The 21,700-nt window shown below is 67.6% G+C and carries 26 protein-coding genes and 1 tRNA gene; 14 read left to right on the top strand and 13 right to left on the bottom strand.

Going from position 1 to position 21,700, the window contains the following annotated elements:
• Window positions 1-15 precede the first annotated feature (15 nt).
• Window positions 16-906, top strand: a complete 891-nt coding sequence (locus FZ983_RS09295) for an EamA family transporter (RefSeq protein ID WP_211102888.1) — start codon at window positions 16-18, stop codon at window positions 904-906.
• 76 nt (window positions 907-982) lie between these two features.
• Window positions 983-1,324 (top strand): HNH endonuclease, encoded by a 342-nt coding sequence (locus FZ983_RS09290; RefSeq protein ID WP_149223279.1) that lies wholly within the window; start codon window positions 983-985, stop codon window positions 1,322-1,324.
• A gap of 7 nt (window positions 1,325-1,331) precedes the next feature.
• Here FZ983_RS09290 and FZ983_RS09285 read toward each other — a convergent pair whose 3' ends face one another.
• Both FZ983_RS09285 and serA read right to left on the bottom strand, forming a co-directional pair.
• On the bottom strand, window positions 1,332-2,054 hold the full coding sequence (locus tag FZ983_RS09285) for a hypothetical protein (RefSeq protein ID WP_149223278.1): 723 nt from the start codon (window positions 2,052-2,054) through the stop codon (window positions 1,332-1,334).
• Between the two features lie 94 nt (window positions 2,055-2,148).
• Window positions 2,149-3,402: a phosphoglycerate dehydrogenase gene (gene serA / locus FZ983_RS09280; RefSeq protein ID WP_211102883.1), complete on the bottom strand. Its 1,254-nt coding sequence runs from the start codon at window positions 3,400-3,402 to the stop codon at window positions 2,149-2,151.
• Between the two features lie 209 nt (window positions 3,403-3,611).
• On the opposite strand from serA, the gene arsC reads away from it, so the two are divergent.
• The 3 genes from arsC to FZ983_RS09265 all read left to right on the top strand — a co-directional run bounded on the left by arsC (window position 3,612) and on the right by FZ983_RS09265 (window position 6,013).
• Window positions 3,612-3,953 carry an arsenate reductase (glutaredoxin) gene (arsC, locus tag FZ983_RS09275; RefSeq protein ID WP_149223276.1) on the top strand — a complete coding sequence of 114 codons (342 nt, stop codon included), beginning with the start codon at window positions 3,612-3,614 and terminating at the stop codon, window positions 3,951-3,953.
• Between the two features lie 34 nt (window positions 3,954-3,987).
• On the top strand, window positions 3,988-4,920 hold the full coding sequence (prmB, locus tag FZ983_RS09270) for a 50S ribosomal protein L3 N(5)-glutamine methyltransferase (RefSeq protein ID WP_149223275.1): 933 nt from the start codon (window positions 3,988-3,990) through the stop codon (window positions 4,918-4,920).
• A gap of 97 nt (window positions 4,921-5,017) precedes the next feature.
• The gene (locus tag FZ983_RS09265; protein ID WP_149223274.1) at window positions 5,018-6,013 is read left to right on the top strand and encodes an alpha/beta hydrolase; all 996 of its coding nucleotides are present in this window, start codon (window positions 5,018-5,020) and stop codon (window positions 6,011-6,013) included.
• On the opposite strand, the gene FZ983_RS09260 is transcribed toward FZ983_RS09265, so the two are convergent.
• From FZ983_RS09260 to FZ983_RS09210, 11 genes are all read right to left on the bottom strand, one after another.
• Complete coding sequence (locus FZ983_RS09260; protein ID WP_149223273.1) at window positions 6,004-6,606, bottom strand: GNAT family N-acetyltransferase; 603 nt, start codon at window positions 6,604-6,606, stop codon at window positions 6,004-6,006. The two genes, FZ983_RS09265 and FZ983_RS09260, sit on opposite strands and share 10 nt — an antisense overlap.
• Window positions 6,607-6,689: 83 nt before the next feature.
• Complete coding sequence (locus FZ983_RS09255; protein WP_149223272.1) at window positions 6,690-7,145, bottom strand: MarR family transcriptional regulator; 456 nt, start codon at window positions 7,143-7,145, stop codon at window positions 6,690-6,692.
• Between the two features lie 155 nt (window positions 7,146-7,300).
• The gene (locus FZ983_RS09250; RefSeq protein ID WP_149223271.1) at window positions 7,301-7,720 is read right to left on the bottom strand and encodes an organic hydroperoxide resistance protein; all 420 of its coding nucleotides are present in this window, start codon (window positions 7,718-7,720) and stop codon (window positions 7,301-7,303) included.
• A gap of 261 nt (window positions 7,721-7,981) precedes the next feature.
• Window positions 7,982-8,058 (bottom strand) — tRNA-Pro (locus FZ983_RS09245).
• Between the two features lie 94 nt (window positions 8,059-8,152).
• Complete coding sequence (locus FZ983_RS09240; protein WP_149223270.1) at window positions 8,153-8,638, bottom strand: MerR family transcriptional regulator; 486 nt, start codon at window positions 8,636-8,638, stop codon at window positions 8,153-8,155.
• Window positions 8,639-8,756: 118 nt separating this feature from the next.
• Window positions 8,757-9,089 (bottom strand): integration host factor subunit alpha, encoded by a 333-nt coding sequence (locus tag FZ983_RS09235; RefSeq protein WP_111065910.1) that lies wholly within the window; start codon window positions 9,087-9,089, stop codon window positions 8,757-8,759.
• 151 nt (window positions 9,090-9,240) lie between these two features.
• Window positions 9,241-10,212 carry a beta-ketoacyl-ACP synthase III gene (locus tag FZ983_RS09230; protein WP_149223269.1) on the bottom strand — a complete coding sequence of 324 codons (972 nt, stop codon included), beginning with the start codon at window positions 10,210-10,212 and terminating at the stop codon, window positions 9,241-9,243.
• A 3-nt stretch (window positions 10,213-10,215) separates the two neighbouring features.
• Window positions 10,216-11,268 (bottom strand): phosphate acyltransferase PlsX, encoded by a 1,053-nt coding sequence (plsX, locus tag FZ983_RS09225; RefSeq protein WP_149223268.1) that lies wholly within the window; start codon window positions 11,266-11,268, stop codon window positions 10,216-10,218.
• Window positions 11,269-11,350: 82 nt separating this feature from the next.
• Window positions 11,351-11,539 carry a 50S ribosomal protein L32 gene (gene rpmF, locus FZ983_RS09220; protein ID WP_111065907.1) on the bottom strand — a complete coding sequence of 63 codons (189 nt, stop codon included), beginning with the start codon at window positions 11,537-11,539 and terminating at the stop codon, window positions 11,351-11,353.
• A gap of 190 nt (window positions 11,540-11,729) precedes the next feature.
• Window positions 11,730-12,317, bottom strand: a complete 588-nt coding sequence (locus tag FZ983_RS09215; protein WP_149223267.1) for a DUF177 domain-containing protein — start codon at window positions 12,315-12,317, stop codon at window positions 11,730-11,732.
• Window positions 12,318-12,476: 159 nt separating this feature from the next.
• Window positions 12,477-13,058: a ubiquinol-cytochrome C chaperone family protein gene (locus FZ983_RS09210; RefSeq protein ID WP_247883683.1), complete on the bottom strand. Its 582-nt coding sequence runs from the start codon at window positions 13,056-13,058 to the stop codon at window positions 12,477-12,479.
• A gap of 132 nt (window positions 13,059-13,190) precedes the next feature.
• Here FZ983_RS09210 and bamE point away from each other — a divergent pair, with 132 nt between their 5' ends.
• The 9 genes from bamE (at window position 13,191) to FZ983_RS09165 (ending at window position 21,662) form a co-directional block, all read left to right on the top strand.
• A complete protein-coding gene (gene bamE, locus FZ983_RS09205) occupies window positions 13,191-13,685 on the top strand; it encodes an outer membrane protein assembly factor BamE (protein WP_149223265.1) in 495 nt (164 codons plus the stop codon).
• A 16-nt stretch (window positions 13,686-13,701) separates the two neighbouring features.
• Complete coding sequence (gene ribD / locus FZ983_RS09200; RefSeq protein ID WP_348771042.1) at window positions 13,702-14,826, top strand: bifunctional diaminohydroxyphosphoribosylaminopyrimidine deaminase/5-amino-6-(5-phosphoribosylamino)uracil reductase RibD; 1,125 nt, start codon at window positions 13,702-13,704, stop codon at window positions 14,824-14,826.
• 102 nt (window positions 14,827-14,928) lie between these two features.
• On the top strand, window positions 14,929-15,516 hold the full coding sequence (locus tag FZ983_RS09195) for a riboflavin synthase (protein ID WP_149223264.1): 588 nt from the start codon (window positions 14,929-14,931) through the stop codon (window positions 15,514-15,516).
• Window positions 15,513-16,652: a 3,4-dihydroxy-2-butanone-4-phosphate synthase gene (gene ribB / locus FZ983_RS09190; protein WP_149223263.1), complete on the top strand. Its 1,140-nt coding sequence runs from the start codon at window positions 15,513-15,515 to the stop codon at window positions 16,650-16,652. The genes FZ983_RS09195 and ribB overlap by 4 nt, the downstream gene beginning before the upstream one ends.
• Before the next feature lie 22 nt (window positions 16,653-16,674).
• Entirely contained in the window at window positions 16,675-17,139 is a 465-nt protein-coding gene (gene ribH, locus FZ983_RS09185; protein ID WP_149223262.1) for a 6,7-dimethyl-8-ribityllumazine synthase, read from the top strand.
• A gap of 35 nt (window positions 17,140-17,174) precedes the next feature.
• Window positions 17,175-17,765 (top strand): transcription antitermination factor NusB, encoded by a 591-nt coding sequence (gene nusB / locus FZ983_RS09180; RefSeq protein ID WP_149223261.1) that lies wholly within the window; start codon window positions 17,175-17,177, stop codon window positions 17,763-17,765.
• Window positions 17,762-18,769 carry a thiamine-phosphate kinase gene (thiL, locus tag FZ983_RS09175; protein WP_149223260.1) on the top strand — a complete coding sequence of 336 codons (1,008 nt, stop codon included), beginning with the start codon at window positions 17,762-17,764 and terminating at the stop codon, window positions 18,767-18,769. The genes nusB and thiL overlap by 4 nt, the downstream gene beginning before the upstream one ends.
• 90 nt (window positions 18,770-18,859) lie before the next feature.
• On the top strand, window positions 18,860-19,315 hold the full coding sequence (locus FZ983_RS09170) for a hypothetical protein (protein ID WP_149223259.1): 456 nt from the start codon (window positions 18,860-18,862) through the stop codon (window positions 19,313-19,315).
• A 244-nt stretch (window positions 19,316-19,559) separates the two neighbouring features.
• Window positions 19,560-21,662, top strand: coding sequence for a sodium-translocating pyrophosphatase (locus tag FZ983_RS09165; protein ID WP_149223258.1), 2,103 nt, complete (start codon window positions 19,560-19,562; stop codon window positions 21,660-21,662).
• The last annotated feature ends 38 nt before the right edge of the window (window positions 21,663-21,700 follow it).

Raw genomic sequence — 21,700 nt, 5'->3', positions numbered from 1 at the left:
CTTTGGGAACGCCGGATCATGGCCCGGTCCACCGACCTGCTGCTGACCGCCATCGCTCCGGCAATCTGGGGCAGCACCTACATCGTCACCACCGAACTGCTGCCGCAGGGCTACCCGATGACGGTCGCGCTGCTGCGCGCCCTGCCGGCCGGGCTTCTGCTGTTGCTGCTGGTCCGTCGGCTGCCGTGGGGATGCTGGTGGGGACGCTCGCTGGTGCTGGGGGCGCTGAACTTCTCCTTCTTCTGGGCGATGCTGTTCGTGTCGGCCTACCGCCTGCCCGGCGGGGTCGCCGCCACGGTGGGGGCGGTCCAGCCGCTGATCGTCATCGCGCTGTCGCGCCCGCTGCTGGGCACGCCGATCCGCCCGCTGGCGGTCGCCGCCGCCATGGCCGGCATCGGCGGGGTGGCCCTGCTGGTCCTCAAGCCCAGTGCCACGCTGGACGGCATCGGCGTGCTCGCGGCGCTGGCCGGCGCCGGATCGATGGCCGCGGGCACGGTACTGAGCCGGCGTTGGCGTCCACCGGTGTCGCCGCTGACCTTCACGGCCTGGCAGCTGACCGCCGGCGGGGTGTTGCTGGTGCCGGTGGCGCTGCTTCTGGAACCGGCGCTGCCGGTGCCGACGGCGGCCAACCTGATTGGCTTCGTCTATCTCGGCCTGATCGGCGCGGCGCTGACCTACATCCTGTGGTTCCGCGGCCTGTCGCGGCTGGAGCCGTCCGCAGTGGCGCCGCTGGGCTTCCTCAGCCCGGTCACGGCGGTGGTTCTGGGCTGGGCTCTGCTCGGCCAATCGCTGACCGGCTATCAGATCGCCGGGATCGTGCTGGCGCTCGGCAGCGTCTGGGTCGGCCAGCGGGCGCAGGCTGCACCCGTCGCCCCAACGGCCACGACGGCCGGTACAGGGAATTGACGGCGGCTTTTCCGGCGGCGCTACTGCGCCATATCATCCAGGTCACCGGCACGCCCCACCCCCTGCCCCGGACCTTATGCGCCGTCTGCCGCCACCGCCGATCACCGTTCCCGCGGCCCCACAGGAAGACCACCCAGCCTGCCCGCTCTGCGGCCGGCCGATGGTGCCGGGTGCCAGCCTGAATGAACATCATCTGGTCCCGCGCACTTATGGCGGCCGGGACACCGTGACGATGCACCGCATCTGCCACGCCAAGATCCACGCGGTGCTGAGCGAGCAGCAACTGCGCGACCATTATCACGAGATTGAGGCCCTGCGCGGCCATCCCGACATCGCCGCCTTCATCCGCTGGGTCCGCCGCAAGCCGCCGGAGTTCACCGACGGCCATGCCACCGACCGGCGGCGGCGCAAGCGCTGACGGGGACTTATCCTCGCCGGACAGTCTGCCGCTGGGCGGGCTTCGGCAGATAGTTGCGGGCCTCACCGTTGCAGACGCGGCTGACCCGTTCATACTCTTCGACCGTATCGACCTGGGCCTGCCGGCGGTCGCGCTCGCGGCCGAACTCCTGCATGATCCGCCGCATCGCCGATTCGAGCGGTCGGCGGATCGCCGCCATCGCCTGGCTCTGGCTGCGCGAGCGAACCGGCGCCATACCCTCCAGCACTTGGTCCAGCCGGATGCGGATCATCGGCATCATCTCGCGCAGCAACGCCTCGTCCACTGCGACATGGCGCATCTCATGGGCCAGCACCTCGCCATGCAGGCAGGAGTTGACGGGAATTTCGCTGGCGACATGGACGATGCGCTGCTGGAAGCCGAAGCTGATGGTCACCGTGCTGGCCGACGCGCAATAGGTGCCATCGCCCATAGTCCTGAACAGGGCGGAAACCTGCGACTGTTCGCCATAGCGGGCCAGAGTCAGCCCCAACACATGGCCCCCGGCACTCCCGACCGGTCCCGGCGTGCGTCCCGGCAGCCGGGTGAGTTGCGCGATCGACAGGGCATCGTCACGCTGGATCGGCGCCAGCACGCTGTCGAACACGAGCTTCGTTTGCGGAAACCCGCTGCAGCCGTTGGACTGCGCCGCGGCCGGCGAAGCGGCGAGCAGGACACCCGAAAGGAAGAGGAACAGGAAGCGAACGGTCATTCCGATACAGATATCAGGAAACCGTCCGCGGACAAGAGACATGGATGGGCAGATCGGGGTGCCGTCGAAAGAACGTCGCCGGCACCCCAACCCCTCACTGATGCGCCGGGAACAGGAAGCGCGCCTTCAGCGTGCCTTCGATGGCGCGCAGGTCGTTGACGACCTCCATCTCCTCCACGTCGCCGTTGACGTCGACCACCACATAGCCCAGCTCCGGATCGGTCTGGAGATATTGGGCGGCGATGTTCAGGTCGCGGCCGGAGAACACCTCGTTCACCTTGCGCAGGATGCCCGGACGGTTCTCGTGAACGTGCAGGAACCGGGTGCAGCCGGCCTGAACCGGCAGCGCCACCTGGGGGAAGTTGACCGCGCCGACGGTGGAGCCGTTGTCCGAATACTCCAGCAGCTTCTGCGCCACCTCGGTGCCGATGTTGGCCTGCGCCTCCATCGTCGAGCCGCCGATGTGTGGGGTCAGGATGGCGGTCTTGATGCCGCGCAGCGCGCTCTGGAACTCTTCCTTGTCCGAACCGGGCTCGACCGGGAAGACGTCGATGGCGGCCCCCAGAATGTGGCCGCCGTTCATCGCGGCGGCCAGCGCCTCGATGTCCACCACCTGGCCGCGGGCGGCGTTGATCAGGTGGCTGCCCTTCTTCATGGTCGCCAGTTCACGCTCGCCGATCATGTCACGGGTCTGCGGGGTGTCCGGCACATGCAGGGTCACCACGTCGGACACCGACAGCAGTTCCTCCAGCGAATCGCAGGCGCGCGCGTTGCCGAGCGCCAGCTTGCGCACGACGTCGTAGAAGCGGACCTGCATGCCCATCGCCTCGGCCAGGATCGACACCTGCGTGCCGATATGGCCATAGCCGACGATGCCCAGCGTCTTGCCGCGGATCTCGTAAGAATCCTTCGCCGACTTCATCCAGCCGCCGCCATGGACCAGCTGCGACTTCTCGAAGATGCCGCGCATCAGCATGATGATCTCGCCGATCACCAGCTCCGCCACCGACCGGGTGTTGGAATAGGGGGCGTTGAACACCGGCACGCCGGTGCGGCGCGCCGCCTTCAGGTCGACCTGGTTGGTGCCGATGCAGAAGCAGCCGACGGTGATCAGCTTGTTGGCCGCCTCGAACACCTTGGCCGTCAGATGGGTGCGCGACCGGATACCCAGGATGTGGACGGACCCGATGCGCTCCAGCAGTTCATCCTCGTCCAGGGCGCGCGGCAGCCGCTCGACCGAGGCGTAGCCGCCGCGGGCCAGCTCGTCGATGGCGTTGTCGTGGACACCTTCCAGAAGAAGGATGTTGATCTTGTCCTTGGAGAGCGAGAGCTTGGTCACGGCCGGCATCCGTATCTGGGCATCGGGACTGATCGGCAGCCCGCCTGCCGGAAACGGCGCAACGGGCCACGGAAAAGCGAGCGCGCAAAATAATACCAAAGGCAGCCCTTGTCACCTGACGGATGTTGCGCCGCCACAGAGCTTTCCGCATGCCGGATTGGCGCGGGACGCGGGTTGGGTGTATCAGTCGGACCGACCTTCCAATTCGGAAACCCGCCATGAGTGACGTGACGATCTATCACAACCCGCGCTGCAGCAAGTCGCGCGAGACGCTGGAACTCCTGCGCTCCCGCGGCGTCGAGCCGGCGGTGGTCGAGTATCTGAAGACCCCGCCCAGTGCGGCGGAGCTGTCGGCCATCCTCGCCAAGCTGGGCAAGGGTCCGCGCGACATCACCCGCGCCAAGGAGGCAGCGGAGGCCGGCTTGCCCAAGGACCTCGACGGCGAGGCGCTGATCGCCGCCCTGTCCGCCAACCCGTCGGCCATCGAGCGCCCCATCGTGGTGAAGGGCGACCGCGCCCGCGTCGGCCGGCCGCCGGAGTCGGTGCTGGACCTTCTCTGACCCCATTCCCGTCCCTGACCGGAGCCTGCCGCCCGTGACTGCCAAGCACACCGCCGCCACAGCCGCCGCCGAACTGTCGACCATCCGCGATTTCCTGCGCTACGGCGTCAGCCGCTTCAACGAGGCCGACCTCGATTACGGCCACGGCACCACCACGGCCTTCGACGAGGCGGTGTTCCTGGTGCTGGAGACGCTGCACCTGCCGGTCGATCAGCTCGACCCCTATCTCGATTCCCGGCTGACCGCGGCGGAGCGCGAGGCGGTGGCCGGCATCCTCCATGCCCGCATCGACACCCGCAAGCCGGCGCCCTACCTGCTGAACAAGGCCTACATCCAGGGCATCCCCTTCTATGTGGACGAGCGGGTGATCGTCCCGCGCTCCTACATCGGGGAGCTGCTGTTCTCCGACCTGTTCGGCGGCGACGACTTCACGCTGGTGGAGGATCCGACCTCGGTGGAGCGGGTGCTGGACCTATGCACCGGTTCCGGCTGCCTCGCCATCCTGGCCGCCCGCATCTTCCCCGAGGCGCAGGTGGACGCCGTCGACCTGTCACCCGATGCGCTGGAGGTGGCCAAGCGCAACGTCGCCGACAGCGGGTTCGAGGACCGCATCACCCTGCATCAGGGCGACCTGTTCGCGCCGCTGAAGACGCGGAAATACGACGTCATCATCACCAACCCGCCCTATGTCGACGCCGAAGCGATGGACGCCCTGCCGCCCGAGTTCCGTGCCGAGCCGGAGATGGCGCTGGCCGGCGGCGACGACGGTCTCGATATCGTCCGCCGCATCCTGAAGGAAGCGCCCAAGCACCTGACCCCGGACGGCGGCCTGCTCTGCGAGTTCGGCACTGGCCGCGAGATCCTGGAGGCCGAATACCCCCACCTCGACTTCCTGTGGCTGCAGACCGCCAACAGCTTCGGCGAGGTGTTCTGGCTGACGCGGGAGCAGTTGAAGGCGGGGAAGTGAGGGGCTAACGCCCCCACATCCGGGAACCCTTCCCCCGTCCCTCGGTTGTTCTCTCGACGATGCTGCATCGCAGCAGCCGCTTGAGAGGACAACCACGATGACCGACCGCCACTCCACCATCCTCAAGACCCTGGGCATCACCGCGCTGGCTTTGGGCGGGCTGGCTGTCACCAACACGCTGGCGGCCCGTGCGGCGGAGCGGCGCTACCCGCCCGACGGGCGCTTCGTGACCGTCGATGGCGTCCGGCTGCACTATATGGAGGCTGGCGAAATGGAGGCTGGCGAAGGGCCGCCGGTCGTGCTGCTGCACGGCAATGTCTCCGCGCTCGGCGATTGGCTGGCGAGCGGGCTGTTCGACCGGCTGGCACAGAACCACCGTGTCATCGCCTTCGACCGTCCCGGCATGGGCCACAGCGACCGTCCCCGCGACCGCGACTGGACGCCGGAGGATCAGGCGGACCTGCTGGCCAAGGCCTTCGCCGTACTGGGAATCGAGAACGCTGTGGTCGCCGGCCATTCCTATGCGACACTGGTGGCGCTGGCCCTGGCGCTGGACCATCCGCGGACGGTGAAGGGGCTGGCTCTGCTGGCGGGCTATTATTTCCCGACCAAGCGGGTGGACGCGGTGATGGTGGCGCCGGTGGCGACGCCGGTATTGGGCGACCTGCTGCGCTACACGGTCTCGCCGCCCTTCTCAAAGGCAGTGATGCCGGCGATGCTGAAGACGCTGTTCTCGCCCCGGCCGGTGCCCGACCATCTGACGGAGACCTTCCCGGCCGCCCTGACCACCCGCCCCGGCCAACTCCGCGCCAACGCCCAGGACGGCGTCACCATGGCGCCGGCCGCCGACCGGCTGCAGCACCGCTACGCCGACATAGCCGTCCCGGTGGCGATCTTCGCCGGCCATGAAGATCGCATCGTTTCGCAGGAGGATCAGAGCGGCCGCCTGCATCACGTGCTGCCGAACAGCACCCTGCACTGGGTGCCGGACTGCGGGCATATGGTGCATCACGCCGACCCGGGGCTGGTGGAGCGCCGCATCGACGAGCTGTCGGCCGAAGGCGCGCCGCTGCGGGTCGCCGCTCAGAGATAGCGCCGCATCAGAATGCTGCCGCCCTGGTGCGGCAGGCGGGGGTGCCAGGGGATATCGGCGCGGCCGATCTCCTCGAACCCCTCGCCGGCATAAAGACGACGGGCCGAATCGTTGTCGGCCCAGACATGCAGCGCGACACGGTCGAATCCTCCGGTCCGCGCCCGTTCGTAGAACCAGCCGAGCAACCGACCGGCAATGCCGTGGCGCCGCTGCTCCGGATAGACCGCCAGGGCCGAGAGGAAATAGCTGCCCCAGTCCAGCGTTTCGGAGAATGCGGCCATATGGGCGATGCGGTCGGGCGGCAGGCCGCTGTAATCCTCCGTCCGGATCCAGTCGGTGGGATAGCCGTGGGCGACGCCGACGACCCGCCCATCCAGTTCGGCGACCCCGCTCTGCCGATGCGACAGCGAACCGCTTCGCCCGGCAAGGCCCGGCATCAGCATTTCCGCCGCCGTCAGCCCCGGCATCAGCCCGTCGAGCAGAAATTCGTAGACGCCGCCCCCGGCGATGTCGATCAGCCGGGCAAGGTCCGGTGCGTCGTCGGCATCGGCCGCACGGATGCGGAGACGGTCGTCGATGAAATGAGGAGTCACGGCAGGCACCTTCCTTCCGGGGAGCGGCCGGATAGGAAAGGCCGTCCGGCCGCCGATTTCCAGCCCCTTTCGACGGCGCCGGATCAGTTGTGGTCAGCGGCCCGGTTCAAATCGTCGCGCAGTTTCAGCAACGCCTCGCGCAGGGAGGTCAGTTCCTCGACCGAACAGCCGGCGGCGGCAGCGATGTGGGTCGGCAGGCATGCGGCCTTGCTGCGCAGCGCAGCGCCGTCGGGGGTCAGGCGAATGCGGACAAGCCGCTCGTCCTGAGGATCGCGGGCGCGGGTGACCAGCCCCTGCCCTTCCATCCGCTTCAGCAGCGGGGTAAGCGTGCCGCTGTCCAGCCCCAGCCTTTCGCCCAGCGCCTTCATCGACTGCCCGTCCTCCTCCCACAGCAGCAACATCGCCAGATATTGCGGGTAGGTCAGGCCGAGCGATTCCAGCAGCGGACGATAGACACGGGTCATCGCCAAATTCGCCGAGTAGAGGGCGAAGCAGGCTTGGTTGGAGAGCAGAAGCGGATCGTTCCTGTCGGCGGTCATGGCTTTGTGGAACCTTCAAAACGGCGCGCACCGCCGGGCTGCGGCGCGCCGGTCGATCATGCATTCGGCACAATCGCGCGCAACAGCCCGGCGGCGCAATCCTGAAGGCGTTTCGCTTCAGGCAATCACCCTATGAACAACCTTGGGCAAGCGCCTCAGGCAACCGTCGTGGTGACCGGGATGTTGCCCTTGGTGGCATGGCTGTAGGGGCAGACCTTGTGGGCGCGGGCCAGCAGGTCCTCCGCCGCGGCCTTATCCATGCCCGGCAGCGACACGACGAAATCCACCGTCAGGCCAAAGCCCTCGCCGTCGTCGCGGGCACCAATGCCCACCGTGGCCGTCACCGACAGGTCGGCCGGAACGGCGATCTTGTCGCGGTTGCCGACAAACTTGATGGCGCCGATGAAGCAGGCGGAATAGCCGGCGGCGAACAACTGCTCGGGGTTGGTGGCCCCGCCCTGCCCGCCCAACTCCTTCGGTGCGGCCAGCGCGACCGACAGCAGCCCGTCCTCGCTGACGGCCTTGCCGTCACGGCCACCGGTGGCGGACACCTTCGTCGAATACAGGGTTTTCATGGTGTGCTCTCCTTGCATTGGATATCGGGGTTTGATTGCTGGGGCGGCTGGAGGAACCGCCGTTGATCTCGTGAGGACAAACATCGCTCACAATCATATTGCGCGCAATGTATTTAGCCATGTGCAATTTGATTGTGCGCAATGTTATTGGCGCATGGCGCACCGCACCACCACCGGTCGGCTCTGGAGACAGGGCAAATCGCGCGCAATAAAAAAGCCTCGAAGTCCAAGGACTTCGAGGCTTCTTCTTCCTTCCGGAACTGGTCGGAGCGACAGGATTCGAACCTGCGACCCCCAGACCCCCAGTCTGATGCGCTACCAGGCTGCGCTACGCTCCGTCAACTTCACCGCAGTGCTTGCGGCTTGGCTCCAGAAGGGAACGGGACTATAGCCGCGGACTTTTGCCGATGCAACATCTCCCGTGATGCTTTTTCAGCTTTTTTTGTCCCCAATTTCGGACAGGCGCGACAGCACCGACCGCAGCGATTTCAGCTCGTCCACCACCATGGTGATCTCGTGCCGCAAGGCGGCGGACAAAGGCGGCTGCGTCCCATAGTCCGGCCCGTCATCCACGCCGCCACCCTCAATGCCGTCATCGAACGTGCCCCCACCCTCCGGTCCGCCGCCGGACTCGCCGGGCTCATCGGCATCCTCGGGCAACGGCGGCGTCGGGTCGGACATGCGCCCTTCCTTCAGCAGGCGCTGCACGCCCTTGATTGTATAGCGGTCCTCATACAGCAGCGCCTGGATGCGGCGCAGAAGCTCCACATCCTCCGGCCGGTAATAGCGCCGGCCGGCGCCACGCTTCAGCGGGCGGATCTGGGGGAACTTCGTCTCCCAGAAACGCAGCACATGCTGGGGCACGTTCAGGTCGGTCGACACCTCGCTGATGGTGCGGTAGGCCGTGGCGGATTTCATGACGGGATCAGGCCGCCACCCGGCAGTGACCGGATGCGAAGATCCACCAACAGGCACGGCACGGCGTTGGACCCGGTGCCCATTCCACTGAAAGCGGCGTCATAACAGACGGCCGGCGTCAGGAGAGAGCCCGCGCGGGCGTCGGCGCCCCACCCTCCTGGACATCGTTGATGCGGTTCTTCAGCACATGGCTGGCACGGAAGACCAGCACCCGCCGCGGCAGGATCGGCACCTCTTCCCCGGTCTTGGGATTCCGGCCGACTCGCTCGCCCTTCTGGCGAACCTGGAAACTGCCGAAGGAGGATATCTTCACCATCTCCCCCCGGGCGAGCGCGTCGGAAATCTCGTCCAGGACGGTTTCGACCAAATCGGCCGATTCGTTGCGCGAAAGACCGACTTCCTGGTAGACGGCCTCGCTCAATTGGGCGCGTGTGACGGTGTTCTGAGACATGGTTCGACCTCCCCCGCAACCATTGCGAAGACGGTAATCCGGGGAAAGAAGGTCCGTCAATTCAAAAGCTTGGCAGCAGCATACAGCCCGGCCGAAGCCGGGCCGGGCGTGCGGTGCAGCATTGAAGCAGGCGCGGAAAAGGAGGGACCGCTTACCAGCGGATCAGCGCAGAACCCCAGGTCAGGCCGCCGCCGATGGCTTCCATCAGGATCAGGTCGCCGCGCTTGACCCGGCCATCGGCCACCGCCTCACCCAGCGCCAGCGGGATCGACGCAGCCGACGTGTTGCCGTGGCGGTCCACCGTCAGCACGACCTTTTCCGGCGACAGCTTCATCTTGCGGGCCAGCCCGTCGATGATGCGCCGGTTCGCCTGGTGCGGAACCATCCAGTCGATGTCGGTGGACTCCAGACCGTTGGCGACCAAAGCCTCCTCCACCACCGCCGACAGCTTGGAGACGGCATGGCGGAAGATCTCCTGCCCATGCATGCGGACATGGCCGATGGTGCCGGTCGAGGACGCGCCGCCGTCGACATAGAGCAGGTCGTACTGGCTGCCGTCGGAATGCAGATGGGTGGACAGCACGCCGCGATCCGTCGAATCGCCCTTGGCCTCATAGGCCTCCAGCACGATGGCACCGGCGCCGTCGCCGAACAGCACGCAGGTGGTGCGGTCGTTCCAGTCCAGCAGGCGGGAGAAGGTCTCCGCCCCGATCACCAGGGCGCGGCGCGCCTGACCGTTGCGCAGGAAATTGTCGGCGACCGCCATGGCATAGACGAACCCGGCGCAGACCGCCTGGATGTCCATGGCAAAGCCCTTGGTCCCCAGCGCCGCCTGCACCTTGGTCGCCGTTGCCGGGAAGGTGTTGTCCGGGGTGGTGGTGGCCAGGATGATGCAGTCGATGCTATCGCCCGGCACGCCGGCATGTTCCAGCGCGCGCATAGCCGCGGCGATTGCGAGATCGGAGGTCTTCTCCCCCTCCGCCGCGATGTGGCGCGACTTGATGCCGGTGCGCTGGACGATCCACTCGTCCGACGTGTCGACCCGCTGTTCCAGATCCTGGTTGGTGACGATGTTGGCCGGCAGGAAGGTACCGCAACCAAGAACTCGGGAACGCATGACCATGGTTCAGCCCGCCGCCGCCTTCGTGTCGGGAAGAGGGTTCGCGTCGGCTATGCGCCCCATCTCTTCCTTGATGCGCTCGTTGAAACCGTGAGTCGCCAGATTGATGGCGACCGCGACGGCATTGGCGAATCCGACCGGGTCGGTGCCGCCATGGCTCTTCACGCAGACGCCGCGCAGGCCCAGGAACATCGCGCCGTTGTAGCGCCGCGGGTCGATCCGCTCGCGGAAGCGCTTGAAGGCGCCGCGTGCCAGCAGATAGCCGATCCGTGCCAGGAAGGATGTCGCGAAGGTGCGGCGCAGGAACTCGGAGAACAGCTTGGCCGTCCCCTCCGCCGTCTTCAGCGCGACATTGCCGGTGAAACCGTCGGTGACGATGACGTCCACCGTGCCCAGCCCGATGTCGGTGCCTTCGACGAAGCCGTGGAAGCGGCCGGGCAGCGGCATGTCGCGCAGGCTGGCCGCCGCGGCACGCACCACCTCGTTGCCCTTCATGTCTTCCGAGCCGATGTTCAGCACGCCGATCGATGGCTCCGGCAGGCCCAGGATGGCGCGCGCGAAGACGGCACCCATCACGGCGAACTGGACGAGGTTTTCCGGCTGGCATTCGGCGTTGGCGCCGAGGTCCAGCATCACGCTCTCGCCCCGTTGCGTCGGGAAGAAGGAAGCCATCGCCGGCCGGTCGATGCCCGGCAGCGTCTTCAGCACGAACTTCGCCATTGCCATCAGGGCGCCGGTGTTGCCGGCCGAGACCACGCAGGCGGCCTCGCCCGACGCCACGGCGTCGATGGCAAGCCTCATGCTGGACTGGCGTCCGGCGCGCAGCGCCACTGCGGGCTTGGCGTCCCCGGCCACGAAGTCGGCGGTATGGCGGATCTCCGCCACAGCTTTCAACGCGGGCCGCTGGTTCAGCAGCGGTTCGATACGCTCCCGGTCGCCATACAGCAGAAAGCGCACATCGGGATGGCGCTCCCGCGCGATCTCCGCCCCGGCAATGACCATGTCGGGACCGAGATCGCCACCCATGGCATCCAGGGCGATGGTCATGCGCTGGCTCACCGCGAACAGGCTCCCCGGCTAGGACCCCGGCAGGGGCGAAGTACGCCCCTGAACATCGGGACCTCAGACAACGCGATCGGGATCAAGCGGCCGCGGTGCCGCTCTGAACCACTTCGCGCTGGTCGTACTGGCCGCAAGACCCGCAGACGTGGTGCGGACGCTTCAGCTCACCGCAGCTCGGGCACTCGTTGTAGGCCGAGGTCGGCAGAGCGTGGTGCGAACGCCGCATGTTGCGCCGCGACTTGGAGGTCTTCTTCTTCGGAACAGCCATGACCGTAAACTCTCTTCATTGGAAAGGGCGGCCCGAACAGGGGCCGCCCAGCGCGAGCGGCATTCAATAAGGCAAATGCCCCCAAAGGGCAAGCCCGAACAACCCCCATTTCGCAACCCCGCGCCGCTCATTGGAGGGGGTGGAAACGCCGGCCCTTATACAAGGAACCGCGGGGGACGCAAGACCGCAGTTACTTCTGCTGCTTCAATTGTTGCAGAACGGCGAACGGGTTGGGCTTTTCCGGCTCCTCCGCCACCTCTTCTTCGGCGTGATCCCCTTCAACACCCTCGTCATAGCCCTCGAATTCCACGCCCTCGGCATGCGGATAGGGGTCGAGGCCCAGCGACAGGTGCTGCGCGGTCAGCTCGCCGATGTCGATTCGGTTGTTCTCCATCGGCTCGGGGATGTCCTCGTCCGACAAAGAGGGGTCGAAATCGATCTCCAGCCCCTGGTCCTCGACCATGGAGGACGGGGCGAACAGCGCCTCGAAGCTCTCGCTGACATGGGCCGGCACCGGTTCCAGCGTGACGACGCAGGTCTGGACCACATCGGCCTCCAGCTTGCCGGACACGCGGATCATCTGGCCGCCGCGCACCGCGCGCAGCTTCACCGTGGCGGTCAGGCTGCCGATCGCCTCCAGCTCCAGCCGCTCGGCGAGCGCGCGGCGTTCCTTCTCCGTCGCCTCGATGGTCTCGGTCACGTCGGCGCGGCGCACCGCGTCGGCATTGACGATGCGCGAGAATTCCGGGGCCGGCAGGGCACCGTTCACAGGACTCATGGCGAAAGACTCTCCGATGAAACCAAGGCGGCGGTCGAAACGGACGGGCGGGAACAACAGGCGCCCGCCCGCGCCTGAGTCACATGCAGCCGCCGGCCGCGAAAGGCAAGCCCTCTGCGATGCCCACGGCCCATCAGGCGCAGTATATATAGTGTGCCCTCAGGCGGGAGCAGGGGCGAAGCGCAGCTCGCCTCGCATCAGCGACTCCAGCGGCTGGGCATCGAGCGCCGCGGCACAGGCACGCACATAGGCGGCCATGGCGGGAAGCGCCCCGTCCGGCACCGGATCGACCGTGCCGTACAGGTTGTTGTCCAGCGCCACTTCCAGCCGGCCGTCGTCGGATTCGGCCAGCGACTCGTCATAGGCGCGGATTCGCCCGGCCATCCCGCGCGCCATCGTCTTCACGCGCCGGGCGATGCCGCTGTCGCCGGCCCCCAACTCCATGATCGACTTCTCGAAATCGTCGACCATGGTCTCGTAGAGGCGCTGCGACAGCTTGGCCGCCGCCGCCCCCTGCCCCTTCAGCCGGCGCATGACCAGGAACAGATGCAGCGCCACCATTTCGAACCGGCCGTCCAGCGTATCGGGCACGCCGAGCCCGGCATAGAAGCCCGGTTGGCGGGCCTGGGCGACGATGCCGGTGAACAGCCCGCCCACCGCCTCGGCATTGCGGGCGCGCGCGCCGCCACCCAGGCCATTCAGCAGAGGACCCAGCAGGCGATCCATGAAGCTCTCAGACACGAACGGCAGCCCTTCCCCGATTCGGAGTCTCGTTGACAGGGCGAAGCGCCCGGTGCGATTGTCCCGCCTTAGCGACTATCCGCGCCAGCGGGCAGTCCTATGCCCCGCCGGCTCCATCATAGCCCGAGCACCATGACCAGATCGAACTTTTCCGCCCCGCGCGCCGTCATTCGCACCGCCCTTCTGGGAAGCGTCCTGTTCGCCGGCCTCGCCGCGACCGGCTGTTCTCCCGTCGTCGCCACCCGCGGCAACCTGACGGACCCGCAGCTGGTGGCAGAGCTGCAGCCGGGCCAGAGCCGGCGCGACGACGTCGCCGCCGTTCTGGGCACGCCGACCTCGGTGGGCACCTTCGATCAGAATGTCTGGTACTACATCGGCCAGAAGACCGAAAAGACCGCCTTCTTCGAGCCGGAGGTGACGGAGCGCCGCGTCGTCATCGCCCGCTTCGACGATGCCGGCATCCTGCGCGAGATCAAGACGCTGGACAAGTCGAACGGCCAGGACATCGATCTCGTCGAACGCTCGACGCCCACCGCCGGCCGTGAGATGGGCTTCCTGGAACAGATGATGGGCAACGTCGGCCGATTCTCGGCCAAGGACGCCAAGGGCAAGGGCCCCGGCAGCTGATCGCCTGACTGTTACCGTGCCCGTTTCACCCGACACCGACCTGCGCCATATGCAAGCCGCCCTGTCGCTCGCCGCGCGCGGGCTGGGGCGGACATGGCCCAATCCGGCGGTCGGCTGCGTGCTGGTCCGCGATCGCGCCGTGATCGGCCGCGGCTGGACCCAGCCCGGTGGTCGTCCCCATGCCGAGACGGAAGCACTTGCCCGCGCCCGCACCCTCCCCGGCGGGACCGAGGGCGCCACCGCTTACGTCACGCTCGAACCCTGCAACCACTATGGCAAGACGCCGCCCTGCGCCCTGGCGCTGGTGGAGGCGAAGGTGGCGCGCGTCGTCGTCGCCTGCCAGGACCCGGACCCGCGGGTTGCCGGCGGTGGGCTGGCCCGTCTGCGCGACGCCGGGATCGAGGTGGTCACCGGCGTCTGCGAGGCCGAGGCGCTTGCCCTCAACGAGGGATTCTTCAACCGCATCACGCTGGGCCGCCCGCTGGTCACGCTGAAAGTCGCCAGCACGCTGGACGGTCGCATCGCCACCCGCACCGGCGAGTCGCAATGGATCACCGGCCCGACCGCCCGCGCCTGGGGCCACCGGCTGCGCGCCGGCCATGACGCGATCCTGGTCGGCATCGGCACCGCGTTGGCCGACGATCCCGAACTGACCTGCCGCCTGCCCGGCCTCGGCGACCGTAGCCCGGTACGCGTGGTGGTCGACAGCCGCCTGCGCCTTCCCCCCACGGCGAAGCTCGCCACCGGCGCCAAGCGCATTCCGACCTGGGTCGTCACCGGCCCCACCCCCGACCCCGCGCGCCTGGAGGCGTTGACCGCGCTCGGCGTGGAGGTTCTCCCCGTTACCTCCGACGTGGACGGCCGCGTCGATCCCGCCGCCGCGATGGCCGCCCTCGCCGCCCGCGGCATCACCCGCGTCCTCGTGGAGGGCGGCGCGGCGATGGCCGGCGCCCTGCTCGGCGCCGGGCTGGTCGACCGGCTGGAGTGGTTCCGCGCCGCATCTCTGATCGGCGGCGACGGGTTGCCTGCGGTCGCCAGCTTCGGAGTCGAGGCACTGTCGGCGATGCCCCGCTTCGAGCGCACCGCCGTCCGCAATGCCGGTGCCGATCTCGCCGAAAGCTATCGCCGCATCGCTTCTTGACGATCGGTTTCGCCACCGGTCCAGGCCACGCAACAGACCGTTGCGTTGCTTGCGGTGTCGCGCGCGCTTCCCCTGGCCGCGAAACCTGCTAAATTCCCCGCCATGTTCACCGGAATCATCACCGATGTCGGGCGCGTCCGGGCCGTGGAGCGGCAGGGCGACACCCGGTTCACCATCGAGACCGCCTTCGACACGGAGACGATCGCGATCGGGGCGTCCATCGCCCACAACGGCGTCTGTCTGACGGTCATCGAAAAGGGGCCGGGGACATACGTCATCCAGGCGTCGGGGGAAACCCTGTCGAAGACGACGCTCGGCGGGTGGAAGCCCGGCACGCGCATCAACCTCGAACGCGCGCTGAAGGTCGGCGACGAGCTGGGCGGGCATATCGTGTCCGGCCATGTCGACGGCGTCGGCCGGCTGCTGTCGATCCGCCCCGAAGGCGAATCGCTGCGCCTGACCTTCGAGGCGCCGGCCAATCTTGCCAAATACATCGCGCCCAAGGGCTCGGTCGCCATCGACGGCGTGTCGCTGACCGTCAACGAGGTCGACGGCAGCCGCTTCGGCGTCAACATCATCCCCCACACCCAGACCGCCACCACGTTCGGCGGGCTGAAGGAGGGCGATCCGGTCAATCTCGAAATCGATATGCTGGCGCGCTATGTCGCCCGGCTCGCGGGGCAGGAATGACGTCCGAGTTTCACAAGTACCTGTCGACGGCCGAAGAGATCATCGAAGAGGCGCGTCAGGGCAGGATGTTCATCCTGGTCGACGACGAGGACCGGGAGAATGAGGGCGATCTGGTGATCCCCGCCTCCTGCGCCACGCCGGAAGCGGTGAACTTCATGGCCAAGCATGGCCGTGGCCTGATCTGCCTCACCATGGACCGGCCGAACATCGAGCGGCTGCGCCTGCCGCTGATGGCGCAGCAGAACGCATCGCGCCACCAGACCGCCTTCACCGTCTCGATCGAGGCACGCGAAGGCGTGACCACCGGCATCTCCGCCGCCGACCGCGCCCGCACCATCGCGGTCGCCATCGACCCGGCGTCGGGCCCGCAGGACCTCGCCACCCCCGGCCACATCTTCCCGCTGCTGGCGCGTGACGGCGGCGTTCTGGTGCGCGCCGGCCATACGGAGGCGTCGGTCGACATCGCCCGGCTGTCCGGCCATTCCTCCTCCGCCGTGATCTGCGAGATCATGAACGACGACGGCAGCATGGCCCGCCTGCCGGATCTGGTGCAGTTCGCCCAGTTCCACGGGCTGAAGGTGGGCACCATCGCCGACCTGATCGCCTATCGCCGCCGGACCGAGACCATCGTCGAGCAGGTGCTGGCCGGCACGCTGGACAGCCGTTACGGCGGCCGCTTCCAGTCCTACGTCTACATCAACAAGATCCAGTATGCGGAGCACATCGCGCTGGTGCGCGGCGACATCTCCGGCGACGAGCCGGTGCTGGTGCGCATGCATGCCCAGTCGGTGCTGGATGACGTGCTGGGCGACCGCAACTCCGGCCGCGACGCCGACCTCCATGCGTCGATGGAGCTGATCGCCAAGGAAGGCCGCGGCGTCGTCGTGCTGTTGCGCGAGCCGAACCCGAACGGCCTGTCCACCGTGCTCAAGGCCCGGCTGGAAGGCCAGTCCGGCAGCGCGCCGGAACTGCGCGACTACGGCATCGGCGCGCAGATCCTGCTGGATCTCGGCGTTCGCAAGATGGTGCTGCTGTCCAACCGCAAGAAGCCGATCATCGGGCTGGAGGGCTACGGCCTGACCGTGGTCGGCCACCGCGCCATCACGCCGGGCGGCGCAGACCCGGGCGACGATTGAACAAGGGACTGGTCTCCGCCGGATGACCGACACGCCCCACATCATGGTCGTGGACGCCCGCGTTCACGAGGACATCGCCGATGAATTGGTGCGTGGCGCCGTCGCGGAACTCGACCGCGCCGGCGCCACGCACATCCGCTACGGCGTGCCCGGTTGTCTGGAGCTTCCGGCGGCGATCATGTACGCCATCCGTTCCATGGACTTCTTCACCGCCCGCAAGCGGTTCGACGGCTACGTCGCGCTGGGCTGCGTGATCCGGGGCGAGACGACGCGGTACGAAACGATCTGTGCCGAAAGCGCCCGCGGCCTGCAGGATCTTGCCCTGCGCTACAGTCTGGCGGTCGGAAACGGCATCCTGACGGTGGAAAACCGCGAGCAGGCCTGGGCACGTGCCAATGTCGGATCGGTCAATATGGGGGGCCGCGCCGCACGGGCCTGTCTTGACATGATTGACCTGAAGCGCAAATTCCGCCTCTATCCGCGCTGACCCCGACATCTCCTCTCTTTTAGCGACTGCAGATCATGAGCAACGACGACGCGGGCCGCCCCGTGACACCCGATCACGCCCCCAAGGGCGGCGACTTCAAGGGCAAATCGAAGTCCCGCAAGAACAAGACCGGCGGCGGCTCCGCCAAGGCGCGCCGCAAGGCCGCCCGTCTGGCCGCGGCCCAGGCGCTGTACCAGATCGATCTGGCCCAGGCCCCGGTCGAGAATGTCGTCGGCGAGTTCGTCGCCCACCGGCTGGGCGAGGAGATCGACGGCGACAAGTTCGTTTCCGGCGATCCGCAGCTGTTCGCCGACATCGTCCGCGGCGCGATCCATCGCCGGGCCGAGGTGGACGGGGTGCTGGGTGCCGCGCTCGACCCGCGCTTCCCGCTCGACCGGCTGGAGCTGCTGCTGCGCGCCATCCTGCGTGCGGGCGCCTATGAGATCGCGGTCCATATGGACACCCACCCGCGCATCCTCATCAGCGAGTATGTCGACGTCGCCCGCGCCTTCTTCTCCGGCCGCGAGCCGGCGATGGTGAACGGCGTGCTCGACCATGTCGCCCGCGCGCTGCGCGCCGACGACCTCGCCAAGCCCGACCCCGGCCGCGGCACGGCCGAGGAGTGATTCTGGAAGAAATCCCCTCTCCCCCCCTCGGCGAGTTCGCCCGCATCACCCGTTTCTTCAAGCCGCTGGCCGCCGGGTTTCCCGGTGCCCGCGGCCTGCGGGACGATGCCGCCGTGTTCGGCGTGCCGGAGGGGCGGGAACTGGTGGTCACCACCGATGCCATGGTGGCCGGGGTGCATTTCTTCCCCGACGATTCGCCGGGCGACATCGCGGCCAAGCTGATGCGCAGCAACCTGTCCGACCTCGCCGCCATGGGGGCGGAACCGCTGGCCTACACGCTGGTGACCGCCCTGCCCCGCGGGCTGGACGAGTCCTGGCTGGGGGGCTTTGCCGCCGGGTTGGGCGAGGACCAGCGGCAATTCGGCATCGCGCTGGCCGGAGGCGATTCGGTCTCCACCACCGGCCCGATCACCCTGTCGGTCACCGCCTTCGGGCTGGTGCCCAGCGGGCGCGCCCTGCCTCGCTGGGGAGGGCGTCCGGGTGACCGCGTCTTCGTCACCGGCACCATCGGCGATGCGGCCCTGGGGCTGGAGATCGCCTATGGCCGGCTCGACATCCCGGACGGGGAAACCCGCGCCCACCTGCTGCGCCGCCTGCGCCGGCCCGACCCGCGCACGACGGTGGGACCGCGCCTGATCGGGCTCGCCAGCGGCGCCATGGACGTGTCGGACGGACTGGTCGCCGACCTCGGCCATCTCTGCGAGGAGTCGGGCTGCGCCGCCCTGCTGCGGACCGGCGCGGTGCCGCTGTCGGATGCGGCGCGTGGCGCCATCGACGGCGATCCCGTCCGGCTGGCGCTCGCCATCACCGGCGGCGACGATTACGAGCTTCTGTTCACTGCCCCGCCGTCGGCCCGCGATGCGCTCGCCGCACTGGCCGCGGACAGCGGAGTCGCCATCACCGAGATCGGCGAACTCAACCCCGGCCCGCCCGGCGAGGTCACGGTGCTGGACGCCGCCGGAGCCGCCCTGCCGCTGGCCCGCCGCGGCTGGGACCATTTCTGACCGCCTGTTCCCCTCCCGGCTCCTTTAAGACAATCGAAAGCATGATCGGCGCAGGGTGCGGCGGTTCGGTGTCTGCGAAGGTGTGCTGCGGTGGTCAAGGCCCTGATCGTTCTCGTCCTGGGCATCGTGCTGCTGGGCGGCGCCAGCTTCGGCGGCTGGTTCGTCTATCAGAAATACTTCACCGAGCAGCCCGACCAGCCGAAGAAGGTGGAGCCGCCACCGAAGCCCCCCACCGCCTTCGTGCGCTTGGCCCCGCTGGTGGTGCCGATGATCGGGCCGTCCCGAGTCGAGCAATTCGTGACCGTCGTCGTCGCGGTCGAGGTGGTTCTGGACAAGCAGCCGATGGCCCAGGCCAACCAGCCGCGCCTGACCGATGCCTTCCTGACCGCGCTTTATGGGGGCATCGCCGACCAGTCGATCCTGAACGGCGCTTTGGTCAATATTCCTGCCGTAAAGGCCAAATTGGTCGAGGCAGCCGGCAAAGTCATCGGCAAGGACGCCGTGCAGGACGTTCTGGTTCAGGCGGTTACGCAACGCAATCTCTGATCTGTCGCTTGTTTGCCTGAAATCCGCGCGTATTGTGCAGCGCAGAAGACCGGCACTACCCACAAAGGACAGGGTGCCCCGCGGCCATTTCGCCGCGCCGCCTCTGACCGGGCGGCGGTTGCAAAGCGGCGGCGCGGGGAGCATGCTTTTTCCGGGAATACTTGCGCCCGACTTCTCCCCCATTTGACTACGGTTGGGAGACAGCCTTTCCTGGGCGCGACCTTGAAATCAATCGGGGGATGCGATGGCTTTAGCGTTCATCGTCATCATCGCCGCCGGCCTGCTCGCGCTGGCCTACGGTTTTCGCACCGGAAAAGAAGTCATGGCCGCATCTCCGGGGTCGGAGCGGATGCAGGCCATCGCCGCAGCGGTGCAGGAAGGGGCGCGTGCCTATCTGAACCGCCAATACACCACCATCGCCATCGCCGGCGTCGTCCTGCTGATCATCCTGTGGGTGACGCTGGGCTTTCCGGTGGCCTTGGGCTTTTTGATCGGCGCCGTGCTGTCGGGCAGCGCCGGTTATGTCGGCATGAACGTGTCGGTCCGCGCCAACGTCCGCACGGCGGAGGCCGCGACCAACGGGCTGGCACCGGCGCTGGACATCGCCTTCAAATCAGGGGCGATCACCGGCATGCTGGTGGTCGGGCTGGGACTGCTGGGCGTCGGCGGCTATTTCGGTATCCTGACGCTGATCTACCGCGTCAGCGACCCGGTGGAAGTCCGCACGATCCTGGAGGCGCTGGTTGCGCTCAGCTTCGGCGCGTCGCTGATCTCCATCTTCGCGCGGCTGGGCGGCGGCATCTTCACCAAGGGGGCGGACGTCGGCGCCGACCTCGTCGGCAAGGTGGAGGCCGGCATCCCGGAGGACGACCCGCGCAACCCCGCGGTCATCGCGGACAATGTCGGAGACAATGTCGGCGACTGTGCCGGTATGGCCGCCGACCTGTTCGAAACCTACGCCGTCACGATCGTCGCCACCATGCTGTTGGCGGCGATTTTCTTTTCCGGGGGCGTGTTGCGGCTGATGCTGGTCTATCCGCTGCTGATCGGCGCGGTGTGCATCCTGGCCTCGGTCGCCGGCACCTTCGCCGTGAAGCTCGGTGCCGACAACGCCATCATGAAGGCGCTGTACAAGGGGCTGATCGTCGCGGCCGGGCTTTCGCTGGTGCTGATCCTGATCGTCACCGCGATCCTGTTCGGCTTCACACGCGCCATTCCGATGGCCGACGGCACCGCGATCACCGGCTTCAACCTGTTCGTCTCGGCCCTCGTCGGGCTGGGTGTCACCGGCCTCTTGGTCTGGATCACCGAGTTCTATACCTCCACCGCCTTCCGGCCGGTGCGCAGCGTCGCCAAGGCATCGGAGACCGGGCATGGCACCAACGTGATCCAGGGCTTGGCCGTATCGATGGAATCGACCGCCCTGCCGGTGATCGTCATCTGCGCCGGTATCCTGATCGCCCATGGTCAGGCCGGCGTCTTCGGCATCGGCATCGCCGCGACGACGATGCTGGCGCTGGCCGGCATGGTGGTGGCGCTCGACGCCTATGGCCCTGTCACCGACAATGCCGGTGGCATCGCCGAGATGTCGGACATGCCCGCCAACATCCGCGTCACCACCGACGCGCTGGACGCCGTCGGCAACACCACCAAGGCGGTGACCAAAGGTTACGCCATCGGTTCCGCCGGTCTGGCGGCGCTGGTCCTGTTCGCGGCCTATGTCCAGGATCTGGGCCATTACTTCCCGAACGTGCCGGTGGAGTTCCGGCTGAACGACCCCTATGTCGTCGTCGGCCTGCTGGTGGGCGGTCTTCTGCCATACCTGTTCGGCGCCATGGGCATGACCGCCGTCGGCCGCGCCGCCGGGTCGGTGGTGGTGGAGGTGCGCCGCCAGTTCCGCGAGATCCCCGGCATCATGGAGGGGACCGCCAAGCCCGATTATGGCCGGGCGGTGGACATGCTGACCCGTGCGGCGATCAAGGAGATGGTGATCCCCTCGCTGCTGCCGGTGCTGGCCCCGGTGGTTCTGTATTTCGTCATCGCCGCCATCGGCGGTCAGGCGGCGGGTTTCGCCTCGCTGGGCGCGATGCTGCTGGGCACCATCGTCACCGGCATCTTCGTCGCCATCTCGATGACGTCGGGCGGCGGCGCCTGGGACAATGCCAAGAAGTACATCGAGGAGGGCAATCACGGCGGCAAGGGCTCCGACGCGCACAAGGCGGCGGTGACCGGCGACACCGTCGGCGACCCCTACAAGGACACCGCCGGCCCGGCGGTGAACCCGATGATCAAGATCACCAACATCGTGGCGATCCTGCTGCTGGCGATCCTGGCCCAGTTCGGGTGAGAGGAAACCACCCGTCAAAAACAATATCCCCGCGAAGG

Origin of the sequence: Azospirillum sp. B21 (assembly GCF_008364825.1) — a bacterium.
In the GTDB taxonomy this organism is placed as follows: domain Bacteria; phylum Pseudomonadota; class Alphaproteobacteria; order Azospirillales; family Azospirillaceae; genus Azospirillum.
The sequence above is the reverse complement of the archived record's forward strand: the minus strand, read 5'-3'. Positions and strand labels throughout refer to the sequence as shown.

What these genes read in the sequence shown, in the direction of transcription:
- FZ983_RS09290 (WP_149223279.1), top strand. Translation starts at nt 983, where the DNA reads ATGCGCCGTCTGCCGCCACCGCCGATCACCGTTCCCGCGGCCCCACAG.
- FZ983_RS09285 (WP_149223278.1), bottom strand. Translation starts at nt 2,054, where the DNA reads ATGACCGTTCGCTTCCTGTTCCTCTTCCTTTCGGGTGTCCTGCTCGCC.
- serA (WP_211102883.1), bottom strand. Translation starts at nt 3,402, where the DNA reads ATGCCGGCCGTGACCAAGCTCTCGCTCTCCAAGGACAAGATCAACATC.
- arsC (WP_149223276.1), top strand. Translation starts at nt 3,612, where the DNA reads ATGAGTGACGTGACGATCTATCACAACCCGCGCTGCAGCAAGTCGCGC.
- FZ983_RS09265 (WP_149223274.1), top strand. Translation starts at nt 5,018, where the DNA reads ATGACCGACCGCCACTCCACCATCCTCAAGACCCTGGGCATCACCGCG.
- FZ983_RS09255 (WP_149223272.1), bottom strand. Translation starts at nt 7,145, where the DNA reads ATGACCGCCGACAGGAACGATCCGCTTCTGCTCTCCAACCAAGCCTGC.
- FZ983_RS09250 (WP_149223271.1), bottom strand. Translation starts at nt 7,720, where the DNA reads ATGAAAACCCTGTATTCGACGAAGGTGTCCGCCACCGGTGGCCGTGAC.
- FZ983_RS09240 (WP_149223270.1), bottom strand. Translation starts at nt 8,638, where the DNA reads ATGAAATCCGCCACGGCCTACCGCACCATCAGCGAGGTGTCGACCGAC.
- FZ983_RS09235 (WP_111065910.1), bottom strand. Translation starts at nt 9,089, where the DNA reads ATGTCTCAGAACACCGTCACACGCGCCCAATTGAGCGAGGCCGTCTAC.
- FZ983_RS09230 (WP_149223269.1), bottom strand. Translation starts at nt 10,212, where the DNA reads ATGGTCATGCGTTCCCGAGTTCTTGGTTGCGGTACCTTCCTGCCGGCC.
- rpmF (WP_111065907.1), bottom strand. Translation starts at nt 11,539, where the DNA reads ATGGCTGTTCCGAAGAAGAAGACCTCCAAGTCGCGGCGCAACATGCGG.
- FZ983_RS09215 (WP_149223267.1), bottom strand. Translation starts at nt 12,317, where the DNA reads ATGAGTCCTGTGAACGGTGCCCTGCCGGCCCCGGAATTCTCGCGCATC.
- bamE (WP_149223265.1), top strand. Translation starts at nt 13,191, where the DNA reads ATGACCAGATCGAACTTTTCCGCCCCGCGCGCCGTCATTCGCACCGCC.
- FZ983_RS09195 (WP_149223264.1), top strand. Translation starts at nt 14,929, where the DNA reads ATGTTCACCGGAATCATCACCGATGTCGGGCGCGTCCGGGCCGTGGAG.
- ribB (WP_149223263.1), top strand. Translation starts at nt 15,513, where the DNA reads ATGACGTCCGAGTTTCACAAGTACCTGTCGACGGCCGAAGAGATCATC.
- ribH (WP_149223262.1), top strand. Translation starts at nt 16,675, where the DNA reads ATGACCGACACGCCCCACATCATGGTCGTGGACGCCCGCGTTCACGAG.
- nusB (WP_149223261.1), top strand. Translation starts at nt 17,175, where the DNA reads ATGAGCAACGACGACGCGGGCCGCCCCGTGACACCCGATCACGCCCCC.
- FZ983_RS09165 (WP_149223258.1), top strand. Translation starts at nt 19,560, where the DNA reads ATGGCTTTAGCGTTCATCGTCATCATCGCCGCCGGCCTGCTCGCGCTG.